This is a genomic window from Nocardia brasiliensis, assembly GCF_042691675.1.
In the GTDB taxonomy this organism is placed as follows: domain Bacteria; phylum Actinomycetota; class Actinomycetes; order Mycobacteriales; family Mycobacteriaceae; genus Nocardia; species Nocardia brasiliensis_D.
In genome coordinates, this window is the sequence record NZ_CP170507.1 from 775,105 (window position 1) to 799,824 (window position 24,720).

At 66.3% G+C, this 24,720-nt stretch carries 31 protein-coding genes and 1 tRNA gene; 26 read left to right on the plus strand and 6 right to left on the minus strand.

Translation table 11 applies throughout. The annotated features are described in order from the left end of the window. Positions 1 to 42: 42 nt before the first annotated feature. Positions 43 to 903 (plus strand): hypothetical protein, encoded by an 861-nt coding sequence (locus ACFK0J_RS03965; RefSeq protein ID WP_378736662.1) that lies wholly within the window; start codon positions 43 to 45, stop codon positions 901 to 903. After that, positions 900 to 1,385: a h domain protein gene (locus ACFK0J_RS03970; RefSeq protein ID WP_378736664.1), complete on the plus strand. Its 486-nt coding sequence runs from the start codon at positions 900 to 902 to the stop codon at positions 1,383 to 1,385. Before ACFK0J_RS03965 ends, ACFK0J_RS03970 begins: the two co-directional genes overlap by 4 nt. A gap of 12 nt (positions 1,386 to 1,397) precedes the next feature. On the opposite strand, the gene ACFK0J_RS03975 is transcribed toward ACFK0J_RS03970, so the two are convergent. The 4 genes from ACFK0J_RS03975 to ACFK0J_RS03990 all read right to left on the minus strand — a co-directional run bounded on the left by ACFK0J_RS03975 (position 1,398) and on the right by ACFK0J_RS03990 (position 5,695). Continuing rightward, complete coding sequence (locus tag ACFK0J_RS03975; protein WP_378736666.1) at positions 1,398 to 2,864, minus strand: sensor histidine kinase; 1,467 nt, start codon at positions 2,862 to 2,864, stop codon at positions 1,398 to 1,400. Further along, complete coding sequence (locus ACFK0J_RS03980; protein WP_218473314.1) at positions 2,861 to 3,598, minus strand: response regulator transcription factor; 738 nt, start codon at positions 3,596 to 3,598, stop codon at positions 2,861 to 2,863. The genes ACFK0J_RS03975 and ACFK0J_RS03980 overlap by 4 nt, the downstream gene beginning before the upstream one ends. Before the next feature lie 283 nt (positions 3,599 to 3,881). Further along, positions 3,882 to 5,438, minus strand: a complete 1,557-nt coding sequence (locus ACFK0J_RS03985; protein ID WP_378742617.1) for a trehalose-6-phosphate synthase — start codon at positions 5,436 to 5,438, stop codon at positions 3,882 to 3,884. 86 nt (positions 5,439 to 5,524) lie between these two features. Beyond that, complete coding sequence (locus ACFK0J_RS03990) at positions 5,525 to 5,695, minus strand: hypothetical protein (protein ID WP_218473316.1); 171 nt, start codon at positions 5,693 to 5,695, stop codon at positions 5,525 to 5,527. Positions 5,696 to 5,860: 165 nt separating this feature from the next. Here ACFK0J_RS03990 and ACFK0J_RS03995 point away from each other — a divergent pair, with 165 nt between their 5' ends. The 5 genes from ACFK0J_RS03995 (at position 5,861) to ACFK0J_RS04015 (ending at position 9,026) form a co-directional block, all read left to right on the plus strand. Next, positions 5,861 to 6,694 carry an alpha/beta fold hydrolase gene (locus ACFK0J_RS03995; protein WP_378736668.1) on the plus strand — a complete coding sequence of 278 codons (834 nt, stop codon included), beginning with the start codon at positions 5,861 to 5,863 and terminating at the stop codon, positions 6,692 to 6,694. Positions 6,695 to 6,865: 171 nt separating this feature from the next. Continuing rightward, a complete protein-coding gene (locus ACFK0J_RS04000; protein WP_011207082.1) occupies positions 6,866 to 7,108 on the plus strand; it encodes an MbtH family protein in 243 nt (80 codons plus the stop codon). Between the two features lie 123 nt (positions 7,109 to 7,231). After that, positions 7,232 to 7,306: transfer RNA gene (locus ACFK0J_RS04005), tRNA-Thr, on the plus strand. A 92-nt stretch (positions 7,307 to 7,398) separates the two neighbouring features. After that, positions 7,399 to 8,361: a tyrosine-type recombinase/integrase gene (locus ACFK0J_RS04010; protein ID WP_378736670.1), complete on the plus strand. Its 963-nt coding sequence runs from the start codon at positions 7,399 to 7,401 to the stop codon at positions 8,359 to 8,361. Positions 8,362 to 8,465: 104 nt separating this feature from the next. Then, positions 8,466 to 9,026 carry an HD domain-containing protein gene (locus tag ACFK0J_RS04015; protein ID WP_378736672.1) on the plus strand — a complete coding sequence of 187 codons (561 nt, stop codon included), beginning with the start codon at positions 8,466 to 8,468 and terminating at the stop codon, positions 9,024 to 9,026. Here the strand turns inward: ACFK0J_RS04015 and ACFK0J_RS04020 are convergent. Together ACFK0J_RS04020 and ACFK0J_RS04025 are read right to left on the minus strand one after the other, a co-directional pair. Beyond that, on the minus strand, positions 9,014 to 9,484 hold the full coding sequence (locus ACFK0J_RS04020; protein WP_378736674.1) for an NUDIX hydrolase: 471 nt from the start codon (positions 9,482 to 9,484) through the stop codon (positions 9,014 to 9,016). The genes ACFK0J_RS04015 and ACFK0J_RS04020 overlap by 13 nt on opposite strands. A 3-nt stretch (positions 9,485 to 9,487) precedes the next feature. After that, positions 9,488 to 10,252, minus strand: coding sequence for an XRE family transcriptional regulator (locus ACFK0J_RS04025; RefSeq protein ID WP_378736676.1), 765 nt, complete (start codon positions 10,250 to 10,252; stop codon positions 9,488 to 9,490). 146 nt (positions 10,253 to 10,398) lie between these two features. Here ACFK0J_RS04025 and ACFK0J_RS04030 point away from each other — a divergent pair, with 146 nt between their 5' ends. From ACFK0J_RS04030 to ACFK0J_RS04120, 19 genes are all read left to right on the plus strand, one after another. Further along, a complete protein-coding gene (locus ACFK0J_RS04030; RefSeq protein WP_378736678.1) occupies positions 10,399 to 10,614 on the plus strand; it encodes a DNA-binding protein in 216 nt (71 codons plus the stop codon). Further along, entirely contained in the window at positions 10,611 to 10,889 is a 279-nt protein-coding gene (locus tag ACFK0J_RS04035; RefSeq protein WP_378736680.1) for a hypothetical protein, read from the plus strand. The genes ACFK0J_RS04030 and ACFK0J_RS04035 overlap by 4 nt, the downstream gene beginning before the upstream one ends. A 145-nt stretch (positions 10,890 to 11,034) precedes the next feature. Beyond that, positions 11,035 to 11,496: a hypothetical protein gene (locus tag ACFK0J_RS04040; RefSeq protein ID WP_378736682.1), complete on the plus strand. Its 462-nt coding sequence runs from the start codon at positions 11,035 to 11,037 to the stop codon at positions 11,494 to 11,496. Further along, positions 11,493 to 11,828, plus strand: a complete 336-nt coding sequence (locus ACFK0J_RS04045) for a hypothetical protein (RefSeq protein ID WP_378736684.1) — start codon at positions 11,493 to 11,495, stop codon at positions 11,826 to 11,828. Before ACFK0J_RS04040 ends, ACFK0J_RS04045 begins: the two co-directional genes overlap by 4 nt. Positions 11,829 to 11,928: 100 nt before the next feature. Continuing rightward, a complete protein-coding gene (locus ACFK0J_RS04050; RefSeq protein WP_378736686.1) occupies positions 11,929 to 12,114 on the plus strand; it encodes a hypothetical protein in 186 nt (61 codons plus the stop codon). Further along, on the plus strand, positions 12,111 to 12,491 hold the full coding sequence (locus tag ACFK0J_RS04055; protein ID WP_378736687.1) for a hypothetical protein: 381 nt from the start codon (positions 12,111 to 12,113) through the stop codon (positions 12,489 to 12,491). Before ACFK0J_RS04050 ends, ACFK0J_RS04055 begins: the two co-directional genes overlap by 4 nt. Further along, complete coding sequence (locus tag ACFK0J_RS04060; protein ID WP_378736689.1) at positions 12,488 to 13,555, plus strand: hypothetical protein; 1,068 nt, start codon at positions 12,488 to 12,490, stop codon at positions 13,553 to 13,555. The genes ACFK0J_RS04055 and ACFK0J_RS04060 overlap by 4 nt, the downstream gene beginning before the upstream one ends. Then, positions 13,552 to 15,588, plus strand: a complete 2,037-nt coding sequence (locus tag ACFK0J_RS04065; RefSeq protein ID WP_378736691.1) for a hypothetical protein — start codon at positions 13,552 to 13,554, stop codon at positions 15,586 to 15,588. The genes ACFK0J_RS04060 and ACFK0J_RS04065 overlap by 4 nt, the downstream gene beginning before the upstream one ends. 36 nt (positions 15,589 to 15,624) lie before the next feature. Beyond that, positions 15,625 to 16,239 (plus strand): hypothetical protein, encoded by a 615-nt coding sequence (locus tag ACFK0J_RS04070; protein ID WP_378736692.1) that lies wholly within the window; start codon positions 15,625 to 15,627, stop codon positions 16,237 to 16,239. A 23-nt stretch (positions 16,240 to 16,262) separates the two neighbouring features. Continuing rightward, the gene (locus tag ACFK0J_RS04075; protein ID WP_378736694.1) at positions 16,263 to 16,901 is read left to right on the plus strand and encodes a hypothetical protein; all 639 of its coding nucleotides are present in this window, start codon (positions 16,263 to 16,265) and stop codon (positions 16,899 to 16,901) included. A 7-nt stretch (positions 16,902 to 16,908) separates the two neighbouring features. Continuing rightward, a complete protein-coding gene (locus ACFK0J_RS04080) occupies positions 16,909 to 17,178 on the plus strand; it encodes a hypothetical protein (RefSeq protein ID WP_378736696.1) in 270 nt (89 codons plus the stop codon). A 35-nt stretch (positions 17,179 to 17,213) separates the two neighbouring features. Continuing rightward, entirely contained in the window at positions 17,214 to 17,588 is a 375-nt protein-coding gene (locus tag ACFK0J_RS04085; RefSeq protein ID WP_378736698.1) for a hypothetical protein, read from the plus strand. Positions 17,589 to 17,624: 36 nt separating this feature from the next. Further along, positions 17,625 to 19,673 (plus strand): hypothetical protein, encoded by a 2,049-nt coding sequence (locus ACFK0J_RS04090; protein WP_378736700.1) that lies wholly within the window; start codon positions 17,625 to 17,627, stop codon positions 19,671 to 19,673. A gap of 1 nt (position 19,674) precedes the next feature. Next, positions 19,675 to 20,118 (plus strand): hypothetical protein, encoded by a 444-nt coding sequence (locus tag ACFK0J_RS04095; RefSeq protein ID WP_378736702.1) that lies wholly within the window; start codon positions 19,675 to 19,677, stop codon positions 20,116 to 20,118. A 3-nt stretch (positions 20,119 to 20,121) separates the two neighbouring features. Continuing rightward, positions 20,122 to 20,469, plus strand: coding sequence for a hypothetical protein (locus ACFK0J_RS04100; RefSeq protein WP_378736704.1), 348 nt, complete (start codon positions 20,122 to 20,124; stop codon positions 20,467 to 20,469). A gap of 4 nt (positions 20,470 to 20,473) precedes the next feature. Next, positions 20,474 to 21,298 (plus strand): helix-turn-helix domain-containing protein, encoded by an 825-nt coding sequence (locus ACFK0J_RS04105; protein ID WP_378736706.1) that lies wholly within the window; start codon positions 20,474 to 20,476, stop codon positions 21,296 to 21,298. A gap of 2 nt (positions 21,299 to 21,300) precedes the next feature. After that, positions 21,301 to 22,323, plus strand: coding sequence for a toprim domain-containing protein (locus tag ACFK0J_RS04110; RefSeq protein WP_378736708.1), 1,023 nt, complete (start codon positions 21,301 to 21,303; stop codon positions 22,321 to 22,323). Between the two features lie 38 nt (positions 22,324 to 22,361). Further along, a complete protein-coding gene (locus ACFK0J_RS04115) occupies positions 22,362 to 23,270 on the plus strand; it encodes a DUF2637 domain-containing protein (protein WP_378736710.1) in 909 nt (302 codons plus the stop codon). Continuing rightward, a complete protein-coding gene (locus ACFK0J_RS04120; protein WP_378736712.1) occupies positions 23,267 to 24,106 on the plus strand; it encodes a DUF5131 family protein in 840 nt (279 codons plus the stop codon). Before ACFK0J_RS04115 ends, ACFK0J_RS04120 begins: the two co-directional genes overlap by 4 nt. Positions 24,107 to 24,720: the final 614 nt, after the last annotated feature.

Genomic DNA, 24,720 nt, shown 5'->3' on the forward strand with positions numbered 1-24,720 from the left:
CGCATTGCGCATGACGGAGCCGAGCGCCAGCGAGGCGCAGTCATGAGCGATAGCAACACTGGTCACCGCCGCACGCGACGACGTGCGGTGCGCTCGGTCGGGCCACCGGCCGAGGAGACGGCGAGCCTCGGTGTGACGTCGGTTCCGACCGTCAGCGCGGGCGCTGGGCAGGCGAGTGCCGCGGCACCGGAACAGCAGCCCGGCACCGAGCAGAGTGCCGCGGCCGCGCAGTCGGACACCGACGCTGAAAAGGTGGCCGCTGCCGCACCGGATGCGAGCGGCGCGGCGCGGACCGACGACGTGGCCGAACCCGTGGCGGTGGGGGGCAAGACAGTCGACCTCGGCAAGACGCCGACCGTGCCACCTGCCGACGAGCAGGACGCCGACGCACAGGACTCGCCGGAGCCGAAGAATCGGGTCGGGGCCGGGCGCATCGCCGCCATGGCCGCCGCCGCGGTCTTGGTCCTCGCACTGTTGGCCGGTGCGGGCCTCGCCGCGGTACAGGCGCACTCGATCGACACCCGCGACGCCCGCCGCACCGAGTACGTGCAGACCGCCCGGCAGGCCATCCTGAATCTCACCACCATCCGCGCCGATTCGGCCAAGGAAGACATCGACCGGATCCTCGCGGTGGCCTCCGGCCAGTTCAAGAACGAATTCGACGGCCGGGTCGACCCGTTCATGAACATCGTGCAGCAGGCCAAGGTCGTCTCGCACGGCGAGATCGTCGAGGCGGCGGTGGAGAGCGACGACAAGGACTCCGCGAAGGTGCTGGTGGCCGCCAAGCAGACGCTGACCAACGCCGGACAGGAGGGACCGCAGACGCGGTTCTACCGCTTCCGGGTGACCGTGAGCCGCGGCGACTCCGGGCTGTCCGTATCCAAGGTGGAGTTCGTGGCATGAAAACGCGTGGCAAGATCCTGCTGGCGGCACTGAGCGTGGTCACCCTCGCGGCCTTGATCGTGTTGGGCGTCAGCGGCTTCCGGATCTGGGACGACAAACGAGCCGAGCAGGCGCGCAAGGACGCGCTGACCGCCGCCGACCGCACGGTCTCGGCGATGTTCACCTACGACTACCGGACGGTGGACACCGAACTGCCCAAGGCGGCCGACAACCTCTCGCCGAAGTTCCGCGACGACTACCTGAAGCTGATCGAGCAGGCCATCGCCCCGGGCGCCAAGGACAAGCAACTCTCCGTCAAGGCCACCACCCAGGCGGGCGGTGTCGTCTCTGCCGACAAGTCCCACGTGGTGGTCCTGCTGTTCCTGAATCAGGTGACCACCAGCAAGGATTCCCCCGAGGGCACCACCACCGGCAGCCGCGTCCGGGCCACCCTGGACAAGGACGGCGACCGCTGGCTGGTCGACCAGGTTACGCCGGTCTGACGAAAGAGACTGTCACGCAGCGTGTTCGCGCGGCAGTCGGACGGTGAAGGTGGTTCCTTCGCCTTCGACGCTGCGCACGTTCACCGTGCCGCCGTGCGCGGTGACCAAGGCTTGCACGATGGACAGGCCGAGGCCGGTGCCGCCGCTGGCGCGGGTGCGGGAGCTGTCGGTGCGGTAGAAGCGTTCGAAGATGCGGTCGGCTTCCTCGGGAGGTAGCCCGGGGCCGGTATCGGCGACCTCGAGCAGCACTTCGTCGTCGGCCGGAGTGAGGCGCACGGTGACCGAGGCGTCGGCCGGGGTGTGCGTGAGCGCGTTGTTGAGCAGGTTCGTCAGGACCTGCCGGAGTCGGGTCTCGTCGCCAATTACCTCCAATGTGCCTTCACCAGAACGAATTTCGAGTTGAATGCGGCGACGGGGCGCGTCCGGGTCGGCGGCCGCCGCCATGGCGCGGGCACTGTGCACGGCATCGCTGGCCACCGCCAGCAGATCGACCTGGCCCTGTTCCAACGGGCGTTGGGCATCGAGGCGGGCCAGCATCAGCAGGTCCTCGACGAGGATGCCCATCCGCTGGGATTCGCGTTCGATGCGGTCCATGAAGAGGTCGGGGTCGGTGGTGGCGCCCTGGCGATAGAGCTCGGCGAAGCCGCGGATGGTGGTGAGCGGGGTGCGCAGTTCGTGGCTGGCGTCGGCGATGAACCTGCGCATGTTCGCCTCCGAACTCTTCGCGGCCGCTTCGGACGCCTCGGTCTTCGCGAACGCCTGCTGGATCTGGGCCAGCATGCCGTTCAACGATTGGGACAGGCGATCGACCTCGGTGTTGTTGCCGCGCACCGGAACTCGGCGATACATCTCGCCGCGGGCGATGGCGGCGGCGATATTCTCCACCCGGCGCAGCGGACGCAGGCTGCGCCGGATAACGAAGTAGGCGACCACCGCGAGTGCGGCGAGCACGACCAACCCCACGACGAGTTGCAGCATGATCAACCGATTGACCGTGTCATTGTTCTGGTTCAACGGCAGTGCCACAGTGGTGATGCGGTCCGGGGTGCGCAGGGTCAACGCGCGCCACTCGATCGGCCCGCCACCGACCGAACCGACGGTCACCGGGACGGGGCCGGGTGCAGCCGGCAGGTCGGGTTGGGCATCCACGCCGAACGCGTTGAGGAAGAAGGTCGGTCCGTCCGTCGTCCCCACCGAGCGGACGTAGAACTGGCTCGGCGCATGCCGCGGATCCGGCGGCGGCACCGGCGGCGGTTGGATCCGCGCCCGCCGCGACCATTCCAGCACGCCTTCGCGCAGCTGCTGGTCGGTGCGGTCGGTCAGCGACTGCTCCAGGCTGGAGGTGACCACCATCCCGGAGATCAACAGCCCGAGCCCGGCGGTCAGGACCAGCACCACCATCAGCGTCACCCGCAACGGGATCGCCGACAGCACGTCGGAAATCTTGGTGCGGATCGTCGCGATCCGCCCCCCGCTCATTTCCCGGCCGACCGGCTGCGGCTCGGTGCGCGCATGACGTAACCGACGCCGCGCAGGGTGTGGATGAGGCGCTCGTCGCCGGTGTCGACCTTCTTGCGCAGATACGAGACGTAGGTTTCGACGACGCCGACCTCGCCGCCGAAGTCGTAGCGCCACACGTGATCCAGGATGCGCGGCTTGCTCAGCACGGTGCCCGCGTTGACCATGAAGTAGCGCAGCAGCGTGAACTCGGTGGGGGACAAGGCAACCGGCTCGCCCGCCTTCCACACCTCGTGGGTGTCGTCGTCGAGTTCGATGTCCTCGAACCGGATTCGAGAACTCTCCCGCTCCGGTGCGGTGTGCCCGGCGCGCCGCAGGATCACCCGCAACCGGGCGACCACCTCCTCCAGGCTGAACGGCTTGGTGACGTAGTCGTCGGCGCCGAGGGTGAGGCCGGTGATCTTGTCCTGCACCTCGTCGCGCGCGGTCAGGAACAGCACGGGCGCATCGATGCCGTCCGCCCGCAGGCGGCGCAGCAAGCCGAAGCCGTCCATGCCCGGCATCATCACATCGACGATCAGCGCCTGCGGTCGGAAACTGCGCGCCTTGTCCAGTGCCTGCGCCCCGTCGGCGGCGGTGTCCACGGCGAAGCCCTGGTAGCGCAAACTCACCGCGAGCAGCTCCACGATCATCGGCTCGTCGTCGACCACCAGCACCCGCGCCTCGGGTGCCTGCTCCGCAGGCGCACCACTCATGGCTTCATGGTCCGCTATCCGCCTGCGAACTTGCTGGACCAACCCTGGGTGATTCCTGTGTATTCGGCCGCGCGGGCGCGGCGTGTTCGCGGCCCCTGAAGTTCAGCATCGCGTAGCGATTCGGTGAGGGGCGGTGGTCGGGCGACGGGTGGGCCTCGCGTCCGAGCGGCCGAGACTTGCGCCTGCGGCGCGTGCGCTTCGGCCGCTCGGACGCGAGACGGTCCGCGAACGGCGCTCGTAAGACTCGCGCGTGGTAGTCGTTCAGGGCCGTAGAGCTGCGATTTCAGCGGGTGGGTTGCCTGTCCTCCGGGTATACGTCGTCGTCGGTGAGCAGGGCGCTGCCCGCGACCTGGCCCTGGGCCAGTGCCTCGAGGAAGGCGCGGGCCCAGCGGTCCACGTCGTGGGCGAGGACCTGGCGGCGCAGTGAGCGCATGCGGCGGCGTTTGGTGTCGCGATCGTCTTCCACGGCGGAGACGATGGCGTCCTTGACGCTGTCCAGGTCGTGCGGGTTGCACAGGTATGCCTGGCGCAGTTCGGCTGCGGCACCGGTGAATTCGCTGAGCACCAGCGCGCCGTTGAGGCCGCTGTGACAGGCGACGTACTCCTTGGCGACCAGGTTCATACCGTCGCGCAGCGGCGTCACCAGCATCACGTCGGCGGCCACGAAGAACGCGATCAGCTCGTCGCGGGGGATCGGGCGGTGCAGATAGTGCACCACCGGGTAGCCGACCCTGGCGAACTCACCGTTGATCCGGCCGACCTGGCGCTCGATGTCGCCGCGCATCTGGATATAGCTCTCCACCCGCTCCCGACTCGGAGTGGCCAGCTGGACCATGACGGTCTCGGACGGATCGACTCGGCCGTCCAGCAGCAACTCCTCCAGCGCGTTGAGCCGGATGTCGATGCCCTTGGTGTAGTCCAAGCGGTCGACGCCGAGCAGGATGTTCTTCGGATTACCCAGTTCCGCACGGATTTTCGTGGCCCGCTCGCGGATCGAGCGGCGCCGCGAGTGCTCGTCGAGTTCGGCCGAGGAGATCGAGATCGGGAACGCGCCGACCCGGACCGTGCGGAACCCGACCTGCACGACGCCGAGCTTGGAGCGCACGCCGACGGTGCCGCGCGAGGTCGGCTGACCGGCCAGCCGGCGGGCCAGGTACAGGAAGTTCTGCGCGCCGCCGGGCAGATGGAAGCCGATCAGGTCGGCGCCGAGCAGCCCTTCGACGATCTCGGTGCGCCACGGCATCTGCATGAACAGCTCGACCGGCGGGAACGGGATATGCAGGAAGAAACCGATGGTCAGATCGGGTCGCAGCATCCGCAGCATCTTCGGCACCAGCTGCAACTGGTAGTCCTGCACCCACACGGTGGCGCCCTCGGCAGCCACCTTCGCGGTCGCCTCGGCGAAGCGGCGGTTCACAGTGACGTAGGCGGCCCACCACTTGCGGTCGTAGACCGGGCGCACGATCACATCGTGGTAGAGCGGCCAGAGCGTTCCGTTGGAGAAGCCTTCGTAGTAGTCGGCCACCTCATCCGCGGACAGCGGCACCGGATGCAGTTCGAGGCCGTCCTCGATGATCGGATCGACGTCCGCGTCGGGGACCCCCGCCCAGCCGACCCAGGCGCCTTTGTTGTTGCGCAGCACCGGCTCCAGCGCGGTGACCAGACCGCCGGGGCTGCGTTTCCAGCGGGTCGTGCCATCGGGCAGGCGTTCGAGGTCGACGGGCAGTCGGTTGGCCACGACGACGAAGCCGGAGCCGGCTTCGGCCGGGCCGGTGGGTGTCTTCGTGCTCTCGTCGGTCGGTGTGTCTAGGGCGGGCTCGGAGTCGTCGGACGAAGTCATCTGGTCCACTCACGCATCCTTTGCGCGTCGCTGGGTCCCCCAGGAAATCTGGTGTCGACGTCGCCGTTGGCGTCGAAAGGCTTGCTTTATTCGCCCCGGGAGCTCGGTCCGATGCCGAGCATCGACAACAGCATCCGGCACTCGTCGGCGTCCTCGGCGTAGGCCGCGACAACGCGCTGCGCCTGACGCGCGGTTTCGTCGGCGAGTGGTTCCAGATCGTCGTCCGCGATGTCGTTCGCGCTGCCCTTCGCGGCCATCTTCAAGTCCTCCCGGTTCACTACGCTCGTACGTGCGAATAGTCAATGGTATCTGGCGCCGCCGAGGCCGGGTGGCACCCGCGTCACACGGGCCCCCGGCCGGTGTGCCGACCCCATCCGTCCCTATACCGTGGGACGTAGCATCAACTCCACGAAAGGGTCGATATGCCGCTGGCCACGGTGAACGGAATTTCCCTCAACTACCAGGTCAAAGGTGACCGCGCGCGGGGTACCGATGTCAAGGGCTCGGCGCCGCTTGTGGTCATGATCATGGGCACCGGCAGCCCCGGACGAGTGTGGGAATTGCATCAGGTGCCCGCACTGGTCGCCGCCGGATACCGGGTGTGCACCTTCGACAATCGCGGGATCGCGCCCTCCTACGAGGCCGCCTCCGGGATGACCCTCGATGAGCTGGTCGCCGACACCGCGGCGCTGATCGAGTTCCTGGACGAAGGTCCCGCGCTGGTGGTCGGTACCTCGATGGGCGCCCGGGTCGCGCAGGAACTGGCGCTGGCCCGGCCCGAACTGGTCCGCAAAGCCGTCTTCATGGCGGGCCATGGGCGCCTCGACCAGTTCCAGAAGACGCTCTCGCTCGGCGAACACGAACTCGACGCCAGCGGGATCAAGCTGCCCGCGAAGTACGAGGCCGCGGTGACCGCGGTGATGAACCTCTCGCCCGCGACGATGGCCGAGCCGAACTCGGCCCGCGACTGGCTGGACCTGTTCGAGTTCACCGGTGGCCCGGTGACGCCGGGAATTCGCGCGCAGCGGCGGATGGACCACGACTTCGAACGGGTGCAGGCCTACCGCGCGATCACCGTGCCGTGCCTGGCCGTCGGGTTCGCCGACGACCGGATGATCCCGCCCTATCTGTCCAGGGAGATCGCCGAGGTCATCCCCGGCGCGCGCTACCAGGAAGTTCCGGACGCCGGCCACTTCGGCTACCTGGAACGACCCGAGACGGTGAACAAGATTCTGCTCGACTTTTTCGCGAGCTGAGTTTTCCCGGTCCGAGGTAACCGCCCAGGCGTAACGTCTCCCTTGCTAGGGTCGAAACAACGCTCGGGACTCCAAACGGCGCGTAAGTCCGTGGAACCTCGGTTCGTCGGACCGGCGCCGGGCGATCCATGAGCGATCCCGTACATAGCGCCAGTATCCAGTGAGGTGAAATTGAGCACCAACCCCTTCGATGATGAGGACGGCCGCTTCTTCGTCCTGGTCAACGACGAAGAACAGCACTCCCTGTGGCCTGCCTTCGCGGAGGTCCCGGCCGGATGGCGAGTCGTGTTCGGCGAGGACAGCCGCGCCGCATGCGTCGAATACGTCGAGAAGAACTGGACGGATATGCGTCCGAAGAGCCTGCGTGACGCAATGGCCGCGGACGACGCGGCCCGTCAGGGCGCCCAGTCCTGAACCGCGGTAGCTGAATACCGCGCCGGGACACTCGAACGACCGCCGACTGCGTGATGCCGTAAAGCCGGTGTCACGCAGTCGGTGTGCCCGGCTATGATGGCAACCGCTTTCCAGCAGGCACCCGCCTCCTTAGCTCAGTGGTAGAGCACTCGCCTTGTAAGCGAAAGGTCGTCAGTTCAATCCTGACAGGGGGCTCCAAGCGTCTCCGACCTGCATGAACAGGTCGGAGGCGCCTTTATGTTCGAGGAGAACAATGCTCGGACAACGGTAAACTTTGCTACGCTCGTTGGGTGACCGCGTCGCGCACAAGGCAGCCTCGCAACCTTGACGCGGGCCAGTTCGAGCCGGAGATCCGGTCGTTCAAGCTACATCTGAACGCCGAGGGTAAGTCGTGGAAGACGGTTAAGACCTACATCGAAGCGGTTCAATGGTTCGCTGGCACGTACCTGCGCGGTGAGACAGAGCACACCGACTGGTCAGAGGTCGGTGCCGACGACGTCAAGTTGTGGATGACGTGGCTCCTAGAGCACTACTCGGATAGCTACGCGAACAACCAGTACCGGGCGTTGCAACAGTTCTTCAAGTGGTACTCCTCGGAGGAGGAGCAACCGAACCCGATGGCGAAGATGCGACCGCCGAGGATCAAAGAGAAGGTCGTGCCGGTGTTCACGGTCGAGGAGCTCTCAGCGTTGTCGCGCACGTGTCGTCACAAGACGTTCGTTGATCGGCGGGATCAGGGCATCATCGAGCTGTTCAAAGCGACCGGCATCCGGCTGTTCGAGATGGCCGACATCCGCTACGTACCGGACTCGCCCGGAGAGAGCGACATCGATCTCGACCGCCGCGAGCTTTTGGTGCGCGGTAAGGGCGGCAAGGAGCGCCGCTGTAAGTTCGGTTTCGAGGCTGCACGCGCAATCGACCGGTACATCCGGCTACGGTCGAAGCACCGGCACGCCGGGAGCTCGCGGCTGTGGCTTGGTATAAACAACCGGCCCCCGCTGACCGACGACGGCATCTATCAGATGATTGTCCGCCGTGGGGGCGAGTGCGGCGTCGTCGTACATCCCCACAAGTTCCGGCACCACTTCTCGCACACCTGGCTCGACAACGGCGGCGGTGAAGGCGACTTGATGGAGCTGAACGGTTGGACATCACCCCAGATGCTCGCGCGCTACGGCGCCAGCGCGCGGAACGCGCGCGCACGTCGCACCTACGACCGGATCATGTCGTCGGACCGTCCTGTCTCTATGTGACGGAGCGGACACGTGCCGTCGTACCAGGCGCGGCGACGAGTTGTAGAGCCGCAACAGTATCGGCTTGAAGACGTGCCCGCTCCCTCATCTGTAGCGTCTTGGTCGTGGGTGGTAATCGCATCGTTCTCGAGGCTGAAGCGCTGGCGCAGGAGTACCTGGCGGACCAGCTACCCAAGCGCTGGAAACACGTCTCAGGCGTGGCACGGCAGGGCACGAGGATCGCACCGGCATTCGGCGATAGCGGAGATCTGCTTGTCGCGGCGTGCTGGCTCCATGACATTGGCTATTCGCCGGAAATCGCGGCGACGGGCTTCCATCCCCTCGACGGCGCCAAGTTCCTGAGCACGGAGGGATGGGATCCGCGGCTGTGCGCGCTTGTCGCCCGGCATTCCTGCGCCATCCGAGAAGCGCGCCTTCGGTCGCTAGACGCCGAGCTGGGTCGGTTCCCGGACGAAGAGTCTGCCCTGCGGGATGCGCTCTGGTACTGCGATATGACTACGAATCCGATAGGGGAGGAGGTGTCGGTGGAAACGAGGCTTGCGGAGATCCTGAGCCGATACGGCGACGGAAGCGTGGTCTTCGATTTTATCCAGCAGGCGACGCCCGACCTCGTAGAGTCGGTGCGTCGGACTGAAGAGCAAATCGAGAGCGCTCAGCCGATATAGGGCTCGATGTTCCGAGCGTAACCATGATCGATCCGCAGCCGAATCGACGGGTGAATTGCGAGGGAGTCTAAATCACCCTCGTCTACCCATCGGACGGACGGTGACTCGCGACTTGTACGAATATCGCCGCCCGTCGGTACTGCACGGAAGCAGATTGCGAACTGCTGCCGCACTTCACCATTTGAATACGCCATAACGTGCCGAGGGTCTGTATATAACCCGACGAGGCCTGTGACCTGAATTTCTATGCCTGTTTCCTCCAGGGTCTCCCTGACGGCAGTTTCGGCGATCGACTCTCCAAAATCGTGCCCGCCTCCGGGAGGCGCCCACAGGCCGTTGTCGCTCCGTTGGATGAGCAATACTTGATCGTGATCGTTCAAGACGAACGCTGTCGCTGCTACTACGATGCTGTTCGGCTTGGGAGCGTTCGGGTCGTTGTAGTACTCGGTACGGGCCATGATTCACGCATCCGCATCGTCTCGTGGTGGTACGTACGGCTTCGACGTCCGCCATATGTCGTTGTAGCTCTGGGCGTATACATCGAAAAGGCTACCCTCGGACAGTTGGCGGATGTGCATCGCTGGTGCTTGGGGAGCCATACGGCCGTGTACGTGCATATTTACAATCATCTCGCTGTCGAACCGATAAATTGAGTTGTACAGCGTGGTCTTGTGCAACCGGAATTCGATGCCGGGCTCATCGAAGACCGGGCGGAAGAACGCCAGCACATTGCGAATCTTTGCGGCTATGGCGCCCTTGCCGATCTGTTCTTCCTCAGTCCGCCGCTTTACCTCGGCGCTGCTGGGATCACCAAGCATGATCCGAACACTGGTTCCGCGGCGCGCCTTCTGCTGAAGCTGCTTGAGTAGTCCTGTGTCGTCCGTGAGAAACATCCCTGCATAAACAAGGATGTCCAGCTGCTCGGTCGTCTGGTCGAACATCTTGAGCCACAACTCACGTGGAATCTCGTGCCTATGAGGGTACACAGCGACGACTTCGGATTGGGCGACCTCCGCTGACCTTTCTGGTGTCGTCGCGCCGGGCCAGAGAAATGTCTCTGATTCCTTGAGGAGAGCTGCGATCTCATAGCGATGCTTCGGGTAGGGGATTCGGCCGTTTCGTACCCACCGTTCGACAGTCTTCGTGCTGACCTTCAGCGCGTCCGCCGCTGATTGAGGGGTCCATCCGTTCCGCAGTAGCGCATCACGCAAGCGATCGTTTGTCACTATTCCCCCTCTGGGACGTCTATAGACATCTTAGATGTCCAAAGACGTCCATACAAGTACCGCCGGGGGCTGATGGCGTCCTATCTGTCGCTGTGAATCTGACTGTGTTCCAACAAGTCCCGTCGATTCACACCGAGAGGTGACACATGAGAGCAAATATCAGTGCGGGCGATATGCCCGCCGATTTGATCACTCTTCGCGAAGCGGCCTCGCTCGCCGGCGGGGTGCATCCGAAAACTATCCGGCGGTGGATCGGCCTCGACCTCCTGAGCGGGTATCGCAGAGGGCCGCGCCTGTTGTACGTCAGCCGTCGAGAACTACTGGAGCTGGCGCAGCCGCTGAAGACTGGCGGTGTCGCATGAGCACCCCCGTTGAGCGCACATTGCAGGCGAAAATGGCTGCTCACGAATCATGGGCTCGCACTCCCGATCGTTCAGCGCGGACCGCGAACGCCCGCAACGCGATGCTGAGCAAGTTCGAGCGGGCTGTTGATCCGGACGGGCTCCTCAGCCCGGAGGAACGCGCCTATCGCGTCGATCAGGCCAAGAAGGCGCATTACGCACGTCTGGCACTGAAGTCTGCGCAGGTGCGTCGGCGTCGCTGCCGGAACCGTCGAAACCAAGGCGGTGAGTTGTGATGCGCGCCCGGACGTTCGGCCTGTCGCTGGCAGCGGTGGCGGTCGGTTACCTGATTCTGACGAATCCCGTGGTTGTTGGTTTCACGGTGATGGTGCTCGGTGCGCTGGCGTTGTGGCGTTCGAGTCGTCGGTGGGGGGTTCGGCGATGAGCGTGAACGAGCCTTTGCATGATCCGGCGGTTCTGCTGGCTGAGTTGGATTCGATCATCGGTGAGCAGGAGCGTTTGCGGCAGCGGACTGTCGCGTTGCAGGCCCGGTACGAGGCGTTGGAGCCGTTCCCGAACAGCTTCGACGCGGCCGAGATCGATGCGACGGCGAGGCGTCTGTCGTACGTGCACGAGACCTACATGGACGCCCCTCTCGACTTCTTGCGCTCGGCTCGGGACAGCGCTTCCTGTATCAGGGAGTGTCCGCAGCGCGAGCAGGATGCCCGCCAGGTAGACGGCGGCGATTCCGTCTACGGTCCGGGATCGGAGCGTTTCCATGGCGATGGTGATTGCGCGCAGATTCGTTGCGGTGCACCGGTTCCGGTGTCCTCGGAGTTCGCTCGGGCAAGGACGCGTGAGCTAGCCGGTCGGCCGCGGGTTGATCGGGGGCGGTCGCGGTGAGCAGGGACTTGCGGGACGCCCCGACTCGGCATGTGCAGACGGTCTACGTCGACCGCGATCGTGGTCATACCCCGTTGCATTCGATGGCTGGCCCGGAGTTCACCGGCGTTGGTGCGGTCTACGCACCGCTCGGGGTGTTGCCGCCGATGCTGCGGCTGGCCGCGTTCGCGTTGCTACTGCTGATCGCGATGGCTGGTTGCACCGCGGCGTGGGTGGACTACAAGCAGTACACGCCCTCGCCGAACCTCTGTCGGTCGGCCAATGCTGGTGTGCCGGTTGAGCGTCCGGGTTCGTGTGTCCCTGCCTCGCAGGTGCCGGGGGTGGCGCGATGAACACCCCGGATAACGACGCCGCCCGGTTGCGCGCCAAACAAGAGCGGTTGTCGGTGGTGCGGAAAGTGCTGTCCCCATCACTGAAGCGGCGTGGGCGTCGATGGAGCGCAAGGACTTCGCCAACTCGACGGCGGAACTGGCCAAGCTCGAGCACGTCAAGTCCGCGCGGAACTCGCTCAGCGACGAGGGGTGGAACCGCTGCTTCGATAACACGCTGGGCGAGGACCGCGCGGACGAGACTCGTGCCGCGCCGCGGCGTACGCGTGGGGTCCGGCGGTCGCGATGAGCAAGTTTCTTGATCCGGACGGTGAGCGGCACGGTTTGCCGACGTGGCCGTGGGGGTTGGCGCCGCAGCATTTGCGGACGTGGCGGCAGCTGGACGCGGAGAACAAGCGCCCGGTCGGTGAGTACGAGGGGCAGGTTCGCGGTGCGGGCTGGCGGCAGGCGTATCTGTACGACTCGCGCGAAGTACGGCCGAAGCGGAAACCCTCTGCGGCGCAACTGGAATCGCTGAAACTTGCGCGTTGGACGCGGTCTGTGGATGCGTGTGAGCGCCGCGGGATCGACGCCCGCGACATGCGCGAGGTCATCGAGACAGCCCGCGCGCAGATCACCGCCCACCGCCAATCCAAACGCGGCCAGGGAAGGGAGCGAAGCAGATGAACCACAAGGACAAGCAGGCGCGTTGGGCGTCGCTGGAGCGTCGCTACCGGCCGCGGATCGTTGCCGGGTTGCGCGATACCGGCATGACCTATGGCCAGATCAGCAAGACGCTGGGTATCTCGCTGCGTCGGGTGGAGAAATGCCTCGGTGAAGCGGCGGCGCTGCGGGCGTCGGGTTTGACCAAGCAGGAAGTCGCCGACGAGATCGGCGTCCCTTATGGGTCGGTCGGGCGGGTGCTGGCCGCGCCGCACCGGGCCACCGTCACCGCCCGCCAGGACGCGGCGCTGGCCGGGATGACCGATATGCACGGGATGCAGGTCGATGTGCTGGCGTGGTTCCTCAACACCAGCCTGAGCAGCGCCTATGACCTGGCGAGCTTGCTTGTGGAACGCGGTGTCATCCATCCGCTGGTGGAGGTGCAGCCGGGCCGGGCGTGGGTGTATCCGAAGCGCGAGACCGCGGCGCGGTATCTGGGGTGGCGGCCCAAGGAATGGAAGCCGCCGTTGATGTATGCCAACCACTACCGGGCGGTGGCCCAAGCACGGATCATGCTCGTCGGCTCGGACCCGCAGAAGTGGGTGTCGGAACGGATCTTGCGGCGCCGCGCCGAGCTCGAGGCCACTGAAACCCGTTCCGGGCAGCTGATGTTCAGCACCGGGCGCGCGCCAAAGGAGGGTCGCCCGCATGTGCACGACGGCCGATTCCTCGGCGAGGTCGAGGGTCGGCACGGCTGGTGGGCACTCGAGGTCGAGCTGACCGAGAAGAAAGACCGCAGACAGATGGACGTCGCGCTGGCCGGGGCGTTGCGGGCCGCCCGCGACAGCGTCGAGGAATCGGTAGTCGGGCTGCTGTATCTGTGCCGCACCGCGCGAGTGGCCGATGTGGTCAACGCCGCCTACGACCGGCTCCCACCCGAGCTGGCGCGCTTGTCGCTGCTGTTCGCTACCGGCGACTTCGACGACGAATGGACCGAGTTCCTCGCCGCCCGCAACCAAGCCCGCGCCGCCGAGGCCGCGAAACGCCGCGCCCGCAACGGACTTCACGTCTCCAAGGAAGCCTCATGAGTAACCCGAACTGCCGACCCATCCTTACCCCGACCGACTGCGACCCACTCGGCACCGCGAGCGCCGCACCACCTCCCCCACCCCCGACGCCGGTCGATCAGACACCGGCGCCGATCGAGGTGCACCCGGTCAAACCGCCGATCGAGCAACTCGACGGTATCGACCTGCCGGACCCGAGCGGGCCGATCCACAACGCCGAGACGGCGGTGGTGTGCGGGATGGTCGTGGTCGCGATGCTGGTCATGATCGTGGCAGTCGCGGCCTATTGGCCGCTGACCCCGCACCGGTTACGCAATTTCGCCATCGCGGCGTTGCTGCTGCCCGCCGTCTCGGCGTTGGCGGGTGGTTCGTGGGCGACCCCGTTGTCGTTGTTGTGGTCCGGTGCCGAACGCGTCGCCGATGGGGACTGGGCCGGGATCCGGATGATGCTGGGCCTTGGTGTGCCGTTCGCGGCGTTGACCGCGACCTATGTGCAGGCGAAGTTCGTGCACAAAGTGCGCACGGTCGGGTTGAAGAACCTCGGTCGTACCGAGCGGGTCAGCGAGGCGATGCTGGCACGCCAGTTCGCCCGCGCCGCCAAGACCGCCGAACGCGGCGCCCCCTACACCGTGGCCGAGGGTGTGGTGCTGGGGCCGTTGGCGAACCGGACGACCGCGGCCACGCCGGGGTTGTGGCGCGGGCTGACCGCGCGTCATGAGCAGTGGATGGTGATCCCCCACAAACAGGCCCGCCGCCATATCGCCTGGGTCGGCACCACCGGTAGCGGCAAGACCGAGGGGATCAAACGCTACTTCGCCGGGATGCTCGACTACGAGTGGACCGCGTGGCAGACCTGGAAAGACGTCCCCGGTATGCGTAACCGGTACCGGCGTCCCTTGCAGGTGATGATCTCGTGTAAGGGCGGGCTCGACGATGTCGAGCTGGGTCGCGAGATCCGGGAGATCGCCCTGCGCAAGGGAATCGAGCCACATCGCATCGCCATCGTAGTGCCAGGCGGGGACCGGCTGGAGCTGTGGCGGGGGCAATCGGCGCGCGACCAGCGTGCCGCCGTCGGGGATCTGCTCAACGCCGGTGAGGCCACCACCAGCGAAGGCCAGCACTTCGACGAAATGCGCCGCCGCATCGTGTCTTTGGTGTGCATGGCGCCCATCGGGACACCGCAATCGCATCTCGAGTTCCTGGCCCGGCTGGACAAGTCGGTGTTGCTGGATGCGTGGGGTGGGGACCGCAACGTCAAACGGATGCTCGACGCGATGCAGGAAGAGAAGGTCCCCCAGCTCGACGACGCGTTGATCAAAGCGTCGAACCTGTTCGAGCTGCTCCAAGACCAGAACGGGCGCATGGTCTTCGACGGCGGCAAGGACCTCGACGACCTCGACGTGCTGTATGTGACCGTGCCCGGGTTGGACAAGGACGCCGCCCGCGCTCAGGTCGCGGCGATTCTGCGGATGGTGATGCAGCGCGCCGGGCGCACCGCGGGAGACCAGCGGCGTTCGGTGTCGCTGATCATCGAGGAACTTTCGGCGCTGACTACCAGCAAGGGCGCGATCGGGCTCACCGACGTATGTGAGCGGGGTCGCTCCCAGGGAATCGCGCTGCTGGTCACCGCCCAATCCCCCGAAGGACTCGCCCCCGATTCCTGGTCGCTGAACCGGTTGCTCAAAGCCTGCGCGGGTGGAGTGATCCTGGGCTACAGCGAGAACGCCGGGGACCTGTGCAAACACCTGGGTTCGGTGCGCTCGATGCTCCCGTCCCGCCACCTGATCAAAGGGCAGCGCCACGGCGACGAAGGCCAAGTCACTGTCGGGGACAAATGGCTCGTCGATCCGGACGTGCTGCGTCAGCTCGAGACCGGCGAGTTCGTCTATGCCCGAGGCCGCCGCGCCGACTGGGGCCACATCGTGCGGGTCGTGCGCGACCAGCTCACCCCGCTTGTCGGCACAGCCGCCGCCGAAGCCGCCGCGGAAGCCCTCGCCCACCGCAAAGACAGCCGCGGCAAACCGTCCCTCTCCGGCGACACCGCCGTCGCCTGAACCCATTTATCCGAAACCTGTTGGAAGGCAACACCGATGCGTATCCGCAACAACCCCGATGACCACAACAACGACGACGACCCCGACGAGCGACGGGAGCCGGTCGAGCCGAAGCCCATCGGTGACATCCTCGCCGCCGAGTTCGCTGACTACCTCGCCCACGTCGTCGCCAACGTCCCACCACCCGCGAACCCCGAAGACGCCACACCCTCGACCCCCCAGCGTCCGGACCTGCGGCTGGTCGCCCCCGCCACCGACGAGCTCGACAGTGAGGACTGGGACAAGCCGTTCACCGTCGAGGAGGCCCTCCAAGCAGCCCGCATCGCACGGCGACGGGTCGTGCGCGGCGCGGCCGGCGGTTCTGCTGTTGTGGTGACCGCCGTTCTGTTCGCGGGCTGGGGTGAACCGCTGATCGTGACCGGCCCTCTGGCCGTCTACGGCACCGGTTGGCTGGCTTACCTGTGGTGGAACGCCGCCTTGCGCCCCTCACTCGGCCAGGTCCTCGCCGCAGGGTTCGGTGGCGTGCGCGCCGCGCTGACCGTCGTGCTTACCACTCTCGCAGCCCTCGCCCACGGCCTTATCGGCCGCGTCAGCGCCGCGCGCGACCGGCACGAAACCACCCGCACCTCACCCGTCACACCATCGGCGTGAAACCAGAAAGGGAGTCAATCACCATGGATAGCAACATTTTTGGGCCGATCGTGCTCGGCGTTGCCGCCGGAGTAGGCGTGTTCGCTGCCCTGTTCGTGTGGGTCGAATACGACCCCTGGGACCGCATCGCACTGCGGATCGCTGCCACTCGGCTTACCGGCGCCGAACGCGCGCAGCTGGCACGGATGCACGAACAACGCCGCCGCAGCGACGCCGAGTATCGCATCAAAGTCGAGGAATACGAGCGCAACCACGCACAGTTCACCGCCAAGGTCGCCGCGGGCTTCAACCCCGACCTCCTCGGCACCGTCGACACGGTCGACGATCCGCGCGAACTGGACCTGTGGCAGCTGGTCGCCGAGATCGAGCACGCCGAACACATCTACCGCCACGCCGATTACGACCTGGTGTATCCGCACCGTGAAGCGCTCTATCAGGAATTCCAGCGCCGCGACGCCTTCGACGAACGGGTCGGCATGCCCCGGGTCGAGCGGCTGCGTATGGATCTGGCCCGCGACCGCGTCAACACGGCCTACTACGAGCCCTTCAGAGTCCGCAATCAAGTCCTCGACGACGAACCAGCCACGGTTACACCAGCGCAGAAGGTCGTGTACCCGGACTTCCCCGGACCCGATCTCGCCGACCCTGAGAACGGGTGGTGAGCGGGCGATGAGTGACAACACACGCGTGCGAGCCGGACACCGCTTCCTGCAACGGTTTTGGGCCTCACTCACCCGCGGTCGACGGCCCGGACGGCCCGCCGAACTGGACCCAGCAGAAGCCGTCGAGAACCGCGGCAACACCGCACCATCCGGCGAGAACACCGACTATCGCACCCCGCCGACCGCACGGCCGGGCCCCTCGGCATTCCCACTGTTCGCCGCGGACCTCGAGCAGGCACGCGCCCGTGCCGCCGCCCGCCGCCGCCCGCGCCGATAGCACGAAAACCCTTACCCCTGAAAGGACCCCGCGAAATGACTGACCGTAGCCCCGAAGACGAAACCATCCTGCCGATCCCGTCAGATCTGTACTGGGAGGTGGGGGAGGTCCAGGACCAGCTGGCCGACCTTCAGGCCAAGCTGCTCGATCTCCAGCATCGCTACTACGAGCTGAGCCGCTCACCCCAGTCGCTGGATGTCGACGACCTCGGCGAGCCGACTAGCCCTCTCTATGCAGTCCAGAACACGGAGGGGTGGTTAGCCAGCGCCGACAGCAACCTGTGGCGCGCCAGTGAGCAGCTCAGCCGAGCCCGCGGCTACGCCAGTCGGTTACGGCTCACCGACCGCGCCTGCGCGCAGCGCGAACAGCAACTCGCGCAGCGTCGCCCACCGCCCGAACGCACTCGATAGCACTGAAATCCCTTATCCCCGAAAGGAAAACTTGTCATGACTGACCGTAGCCCCGAAGACGAACTGATCGCCGAAGCCGTCAAATTCGGTCGCTCGTTTCAGCAGATGCTGCGCCTGCACGCCCAGGCCGGTAACTGGCTCGAGCGGCGCCGCATCCGCAAACAGATCAGCCAGACATTGCGCGAGCAACGCCGCACCGAGCAGGCCGCGCGAGACCATCAGCTGGGCTGGACTCAGCAGATGGTCGACCGCTATCGCGTGCACGCCGCGACCGTCGCTGATCGGGCGATCAACCCGAATGTCGATCACGAACGCCGCTACCGCGACGCGCGGTCTCTGGCCGAGCACGCGGACTACCTGCGCGCCAAGATCATCGCGAACCCGCGCCTGAGCCCAATCGAACAGGGCATTGCCCTCGACGGTCTGGACGCGGCCACAGCATTCCCGCAGTTCGAGCCGGAACGGTTGTTCGACCGCGCTCATCGGGTGAAAGGCCGTGAGGCCCTGCGTTACCGCGCGCAAGTCGCTCGTGCCCGGGAAGCCGCGGGCATCGAAAAGCTGGCCGTGGAGCCCATGCGCCACGTCGACCGCACAATATCGGCGACTGATTCCCGTGCCCGCCAGACGTTCGGCCCCAGCCTGCAGGGCGAGGCCGGTGAGGCTTGGCGGCGCTCTCACGCCGCTGCGTTGGCCCACGAGGATCTGGCCGCCCCCGGTGCCTGGATCGCCGACGAGGACCTGCGTCCGGCCCACGAGGAACAGGACGTGGAGCAGGACTTGCGCCGCTCCTACGAGCGCGAGTTGTTCGCCTGGCAGCAGGCCGAGCGGGAGCTTGCCCCGCTCCGAGCCCGCGACGACCAGGGCAGCAGCACCGGCGTTGCCGAGGGTGAGCCACGCGATGCCGGGAACCGCCTCCAAGACCGCATCGAATCGCAGTCTCAGCCGAGGCGCGCTGATCGGTTCGCGGTTCATGTCGGACCCACAGCGGGCCCGGGACACACCGGGGACTTCGATGACCGGACCCGGGCATACGACTGGACCCTGCACGTACTCGGCACCTATCACGACACCCACCAGGGCCAGCCCTTCACCGCGTCCATCACCGAGCGCGGGAGCCGTGACGGCGGCGAAGTCGTGGATGGCCCGATCGGCATGGTTACCGACGAGATCCGTGCCCTGCGTGAGCAGCACATCCGCAACACCGACCGCAACAACACCGAACACACGACACCGACCCGGACCGCCGAACAGGCAGCACCGCGTACGGAGACGCCGGACTCGCGGATCGCGCAGGTCGAACGTCAGCTCACCGACATGGCCGCCGATCGGGACCGCCTCGGCTCCCGGGTGGAGGTTCTTCAGCGTGGCCTGGACGCGGTCACTGCGGACCGCGACGAGATCCGGCGCAAACTGACCAGCGCCGAAGGCCAGATCGAGGCGTTGAAGAACCGCAACCAGCGACTGGCCGCCGAGATCGGGGAGTTGCGCGACCGGCCCGGCGTCGATGCCGTTGCCGCGGAACGGGACCGCTACAAGCGTGAACGCGACGAAGCCGTCACCAAACTCGCTCAGCAGACCCCGCGCGAGCAGCGCTACGGCAGTCGCGAACGCGTCGAGTTCGACAAGCTCGGCGACACCCAGCGCTGGTCGCACGCGACGCCGACGGATGAAACCGAGCCCCCATTGTGGGATCGCTCGGCACGCGCACGTGAAGAGGCGGTGGACAATCTGTGGCCCGAGATGTGGCCCGAGGTGTCAATACGACAGCGCTCGGAGCGTCGTGAAAGTGACGTCGATGAGGCGGGCGGCAACCCGCGCTCGTCACGAGAGGCCAGTACGGGCGAGAACGGGCTGACCGACGCCGATCTTGCCGCGCGCAAGGCGTTCGACAAGGCGATCGTCGAGCAGATGTCGGCCGACTTCGCCAAGGTGCACGGCGAGATCTACGACGAGCTGAAGTTGCGTGAGTTCGCCCGCGAATGGCTCACCAACGCCGCCAACGATCGCCTTCAACAGCGCGGCAGCCGCAGTGACGGCGCCGAGCGAAACGGTCAGCGCCGCAACGGGACCGAACGGAGCCGTTGAGATGGAACGCGAACACGAAGAAGCCATGCGCGCCGACTTCGCCGAACTGGTTCGACTCCGCCACGAGGTGTTCCACGCCGAGGACTCCGGACAGCCCGCAGCCGAGATCGACCGACTCGATTACCAGCGCTACGACATCGACACACGCTGGATGAAAAGCCCGCACCACACGGAATGGGGCTACCTGCACACCGCCTACAACGACTGGGTGCGAGCCCCGCACGCCACCCGGCGTTTCCTCGACTGGGTCGAGCACTACCGCGAGCTCGGCCACGAGCAGGTCACCGAAGTGGAACAGCGAAGCCTGGAACAAGCCCGCGAACTAGCCGGGGAAACCTTCCAGGTCGACTACGAACGCAACACCCCCGACGCTGCCCGGTTCACACCAGAAACACCGGTACCCACTTTCGGCCGTACCCGCCAAAGCGTCGAGAGGAGGCGATGACCGATGCATATCGAGCACGAGGAAGCGATGCGCGAGGCGTTCACCGAACTCGATCGCCTCACCCGTCTGGCCTACCAGCCGCAGGCGAGCGAGGCCGACATCAACCGCCTCTACACCGAGGGCGCCGCGATCGATCAGGGCTGGCACTACGGCCCACACCAACAGGAGTGGGAGTTCCTGAAAGCTGTTCGCAGCCAATGGGAATGCGAGCCCGACAGTGTCCGCCAGGCACTTCGGCACCCACTCGGCACGCCAGGCGGAGCATTGGATGCGGTGCAGCGGCGCAGCATCGAGCAGGCCCGCATCCTCACCACCGGGACATCACGGTCCGAGATCGAGCGGGGCAGGTGAACCCATGGGAACCCAACCTGCGCGATCGAGCTCCACCGGTAAAGCGTGCGGGCGATGCGAGCGGACGAAACCGCCGCTGCGGCGCGGCCTGTGCGGGGCCTGCTACCAGCGGACCCGCCAGCGCAACACCGCCTACGGCCGCTGGGACCCGGACCGGGTGCCCGCCGAACCCGTGCGTGAGCATGTCGCCCGGCTACGCGAGGCCGGTCTGAGCCAGCGTCGGCTCGTCGAGCTGGCCGGTCTGCATCGGTCGGTGCTAGGCCACCTGCTGCGAGGAGGCGCGGAATCGGAACCGCCGCAATGGATTTCCCACACCACCGCGCAGCGGATCTTGGCGGTGCCGGTGCCGGAATCGGCGGTGGAAGTGGCCGCCGACCGCGCCTTGGTGCCCTCGGTAGGGGCGCAGCGTCGGCTGCGTGCGCTGGTCGCCGATGGCTGGCCGCAAGCCGAACTCGCCCGCGAACTCGGCATGACCCGCACCAACATGGGTCCGCTCATGCATAGTAAGCGCCCGATCACCGCCCGTCGGCACCGCGAGGTCGCCGAGCTGTTCACCCGTCGCCAGCTCACCCCCGGGCCGTCGCAGCGGGCCCGCGACTACGGGCGCGCCCATGGCTGGGCACGGTCGTGGCAATGGGACGAAGACACCATCGATGACCCCAAAGCCCGACCGGACCCGTCCTACTGGCGGCGCACTCGTCAGCCGCGCCCTGAACTCGGCTGGGGCGTTCACCCACCCGACTCCCGGGCCCACTCAGGCGGCGACAGCTACAGCGTGCGCGAACTCGCCGTGCCCGTCCGGCGCCGTCAGATCCAGCGGGGGCGATAACGATGAAACCCCAGCAACCCGCCGGGCCGTCGTATCAGCTCATCACCACGGCGCTGAAACGGACTATGGGGCCAGGCCACGGCAACGGTGATCCGTTGCGGTGGACCAACTTCCTGTGCCCAGTCCACGAGGGCGACGGGCGACCACACACACCGAGCCTGGGTGTGCGCTATGACCCGCAGCAGGCCAAGACGATCGTGCGCTGCTGGGCCACCTGCGACGACGAGAAGGTACTCCAGCGGTTGCCCCATCCGACCGAGAACCGGCAACTCGGCGTGCGGGACATGTTCGACCGCCTACCCGAACGCCGACGCGATACTCACGGCGGCGGCGGGGAAGCCCGGCGGGGGAGCGACGTCGTCTCGCCGGTGGAGAAGGCGATCCTGGCCGCCCGGTTCCCGATCCTGAGCAAACCCGATCTGGGAGTGCAGACCGGTCCCCCGGAGAAGGTCGACGCGTACGTCTACCGGTGGCCGGACGGACGCGCCGAGGGTGCGGTGATCCGGGTGCACACCCCGCACGAGCACGGCATCAAGAAGTCGTTCTATCAACGGCACTGGACCGGAACCCAATGGGAGGACGCCGGCTTCGCGCCGATCCCGTTCCAGCTCTCCGACATCCGCGAAGCCCTCGACACCGGCCGCGAAATATACGTCTGCGAGGGCGAAAAAGATGTGCAACGCGCGAACCGGGCCGGGCAGATCGCGACCTGCAACGTCGGAGGCGCCGGATCGTGGACTCCCGAGCACGCGCGCTGGCTGGCCGGTGCCGCACGAGTGATCGTGGTCGCCGACCGTGACCGACCCGGCTACCGCCACGCCGCCAAAGTCGCCGACACATTGGGCGGGCGTGTGGGGGAGGTGCGGGTGATGCAGGCCCGCGGCGGCAAAGACCTCTCCGACCACCTCGACGCCGGATACGAGCTCTCCGAACTCGACCCCGTCCCCTACCTCGACCGACACCAACAGCAGCCGCCCCGATTTCGCGGCCCGGTCACGAGCCGGGCGCGGACCCGAAGCCGCTGAGCATCGCACCGACCACACGACCTGAAGGAGCCTTTGACGTGACGACGAACGTGACCGGCGCGCAGGCGGTGCACAGCACCGACGGTGTGCACCGCACCGCATCATCGTCTGCACCGTCCGGTGCGCGGACGCGAGAAGAGACCTCAGCGATCCGGTTCTTCTGGTGCGAGCTGTTGCTCGTCGCGGCGATGTCGATCGCGGGCAACATCGCCCACGCATGGATCAACGCCCCGACCGGAAAGGAGTGGGCCGCGGCGTTTGTGGCCTCGTTTCCGCCGATCCTGCTACTGGCAGCAACCCACGGCGTCGGGCTGTTGGTCCGCGCCCAGAACAAGGCCCGCATGGTCTATTGGGCGGTCGTCGCACTAACAGCGGCCATCGCCGCTATGGCCTTCCGGCTCTCGTTCGACGCGTTGCGAGAGTTGTCGATCCAAGTCGGTATGAGCGAAGGTCTGGCATTCCTGTTCCCGCTCATCATCGACGGCGCCATCGGCCAAGCCACCGTCGCGCTGCTGGTGCTCGCACGCACCGATCGCACCACGCCTGAACCGCAGGTGCACACCGCAGCGGAACCGGTGCACAACCCTGAAGCGGTCCGCACCGTCTCGGTGCGCGAAGTCCACACCGAGACCCGATCGACTACCAGCCAGCTCACCGCCCACCAGCACGCCGCCGAGCTCGACGGTGCACAGCAGATGCAGATCGAAGTCGCTACGCAGCAGCCGGTACATGAACCGGACCGGTGGGTCGAGCTGGCCGAGCAGGTATGCAGCACCGACCCAGCCGGGCGGCGCGACCCCGACACTGTGGCCGCGATCCTGCGACTGCGTCACGACCACCAGCTCACCCACGCCCAGATCGCCGAGCAGACCGAGATCAGCAAGTCCACCGTGACGCGAACCCTGATCGCTGCCGACCGCATCACCCAGGAAGGACAACGACCATGAGTACCGGAATCGAGTGGACCGAAACGACATGGAACCCAGTCACCGGTTGTGACCGGATCAGCGCGGGCTGCGACAACTGCTACGCGTTGGCGATGGCGCGGCGGTTGAAGGCGATGGGTGTGGAGAAGTATCAGCGCGACGGCGACCCGCGCACGTCCGGGCCTGGATTCGGGGTGACGATTCACCCGGCGGCACTGGGCATTCCGGTGCGCTGGCGGACGCCGCGGCTGGTGTTCGTCAACTCCATGTCGGATCTGTTCCACGCGCGCGTCCCCGAGTCGTTCGTGCGGGAGGTGTTCGAGGTGATCGCTTCGACACCGCAGCACACCTACCAGGTACTGACCAAACGGCCGCTGCGGGCGCGGCGAATGGCGCAGCGCGGCTTGGTGTTTCCACCGAATCTGTGGATGGGCGTCTCTGCCGAGGACCAGACCACCACGGAACGAATCAGTCACTTGCGGTCCGTTCCGGCCGCGGTGCGGTTCCTGTCGTGTGAGCCGCTACTCGGACCGCTCGACCTCGACATCCACCTGTTCCCCGACCACTGCCCTGGTGGATGTGGATGTCGCCGCCCCGATGACAGCGACCGCTACGAATGCGGTTGTGGTGGTGAGTGTTCGACCTGGAACCCGCGGCCTGCGGTGGACTGGGTGATCGCGGGCGGGGAATCCGGACCCGGTGCCCGCGAGATGCACCCGGACTGGGTGCGCGATCTGCGTGACCAATGCATCCAGGCGGAGGTGCCGTTCTTCTTCAAACAATGGGGCGGACGAACACCGAAACAGCACGGCCGCACCCTCGACGGACAGATCTGGAACCAGATGCCCGCCACCTGATCAACCAACTCAAGCCCCGACCAGTAGGCCCGCCAGGCACCCGCCAGGCGGGCCTACTGGCGTGTTCGGGGCCGTCTTCTGATGCGGACTTGATGCGACTGTGATGCGGATCTGATCGGACTCTCAGTCGCATCAGAATCCGATCAATCCGGGTCGGAAAACGCTCTGAACAGCGGTGTTTTGCGCCGACTCCTGCCCTGCCCGGTCCCCACTCTCTATGGCTTCGCTGTTCATAGAGAGTGGGGACCGGGCAGGGCAGGAGTCAACACAAAACACAAAGAACAAGATCAAAAGCAAGGAGAGAGAAGGAAGGGGCAGGGACCAAAAGAGAAGAGAGACCACAAAGGAGGGTTGGGAGCGGGGTTGCGTCAGGCGGGAACGTCACGTCTAGAGCTGCGCCACCGCAGGTGGCGTGTTCGCGCGCCGGGGCGCGCTCAGTGCGGCCGGTCAAGCCAGGTGCGGGACGTGGCCGTTCAGGGCACGCGAGTTCGCGACGTGGGGACGGGTCCTATCGCGCGAAGCGGTACTCGACGGGCTGGAGGAGGACCACAAGCAAAGGTGGCGTCGGACTCAGTGGTGAGGCGTAAGTGCGACTGCTGGTCACCGTTGAATCC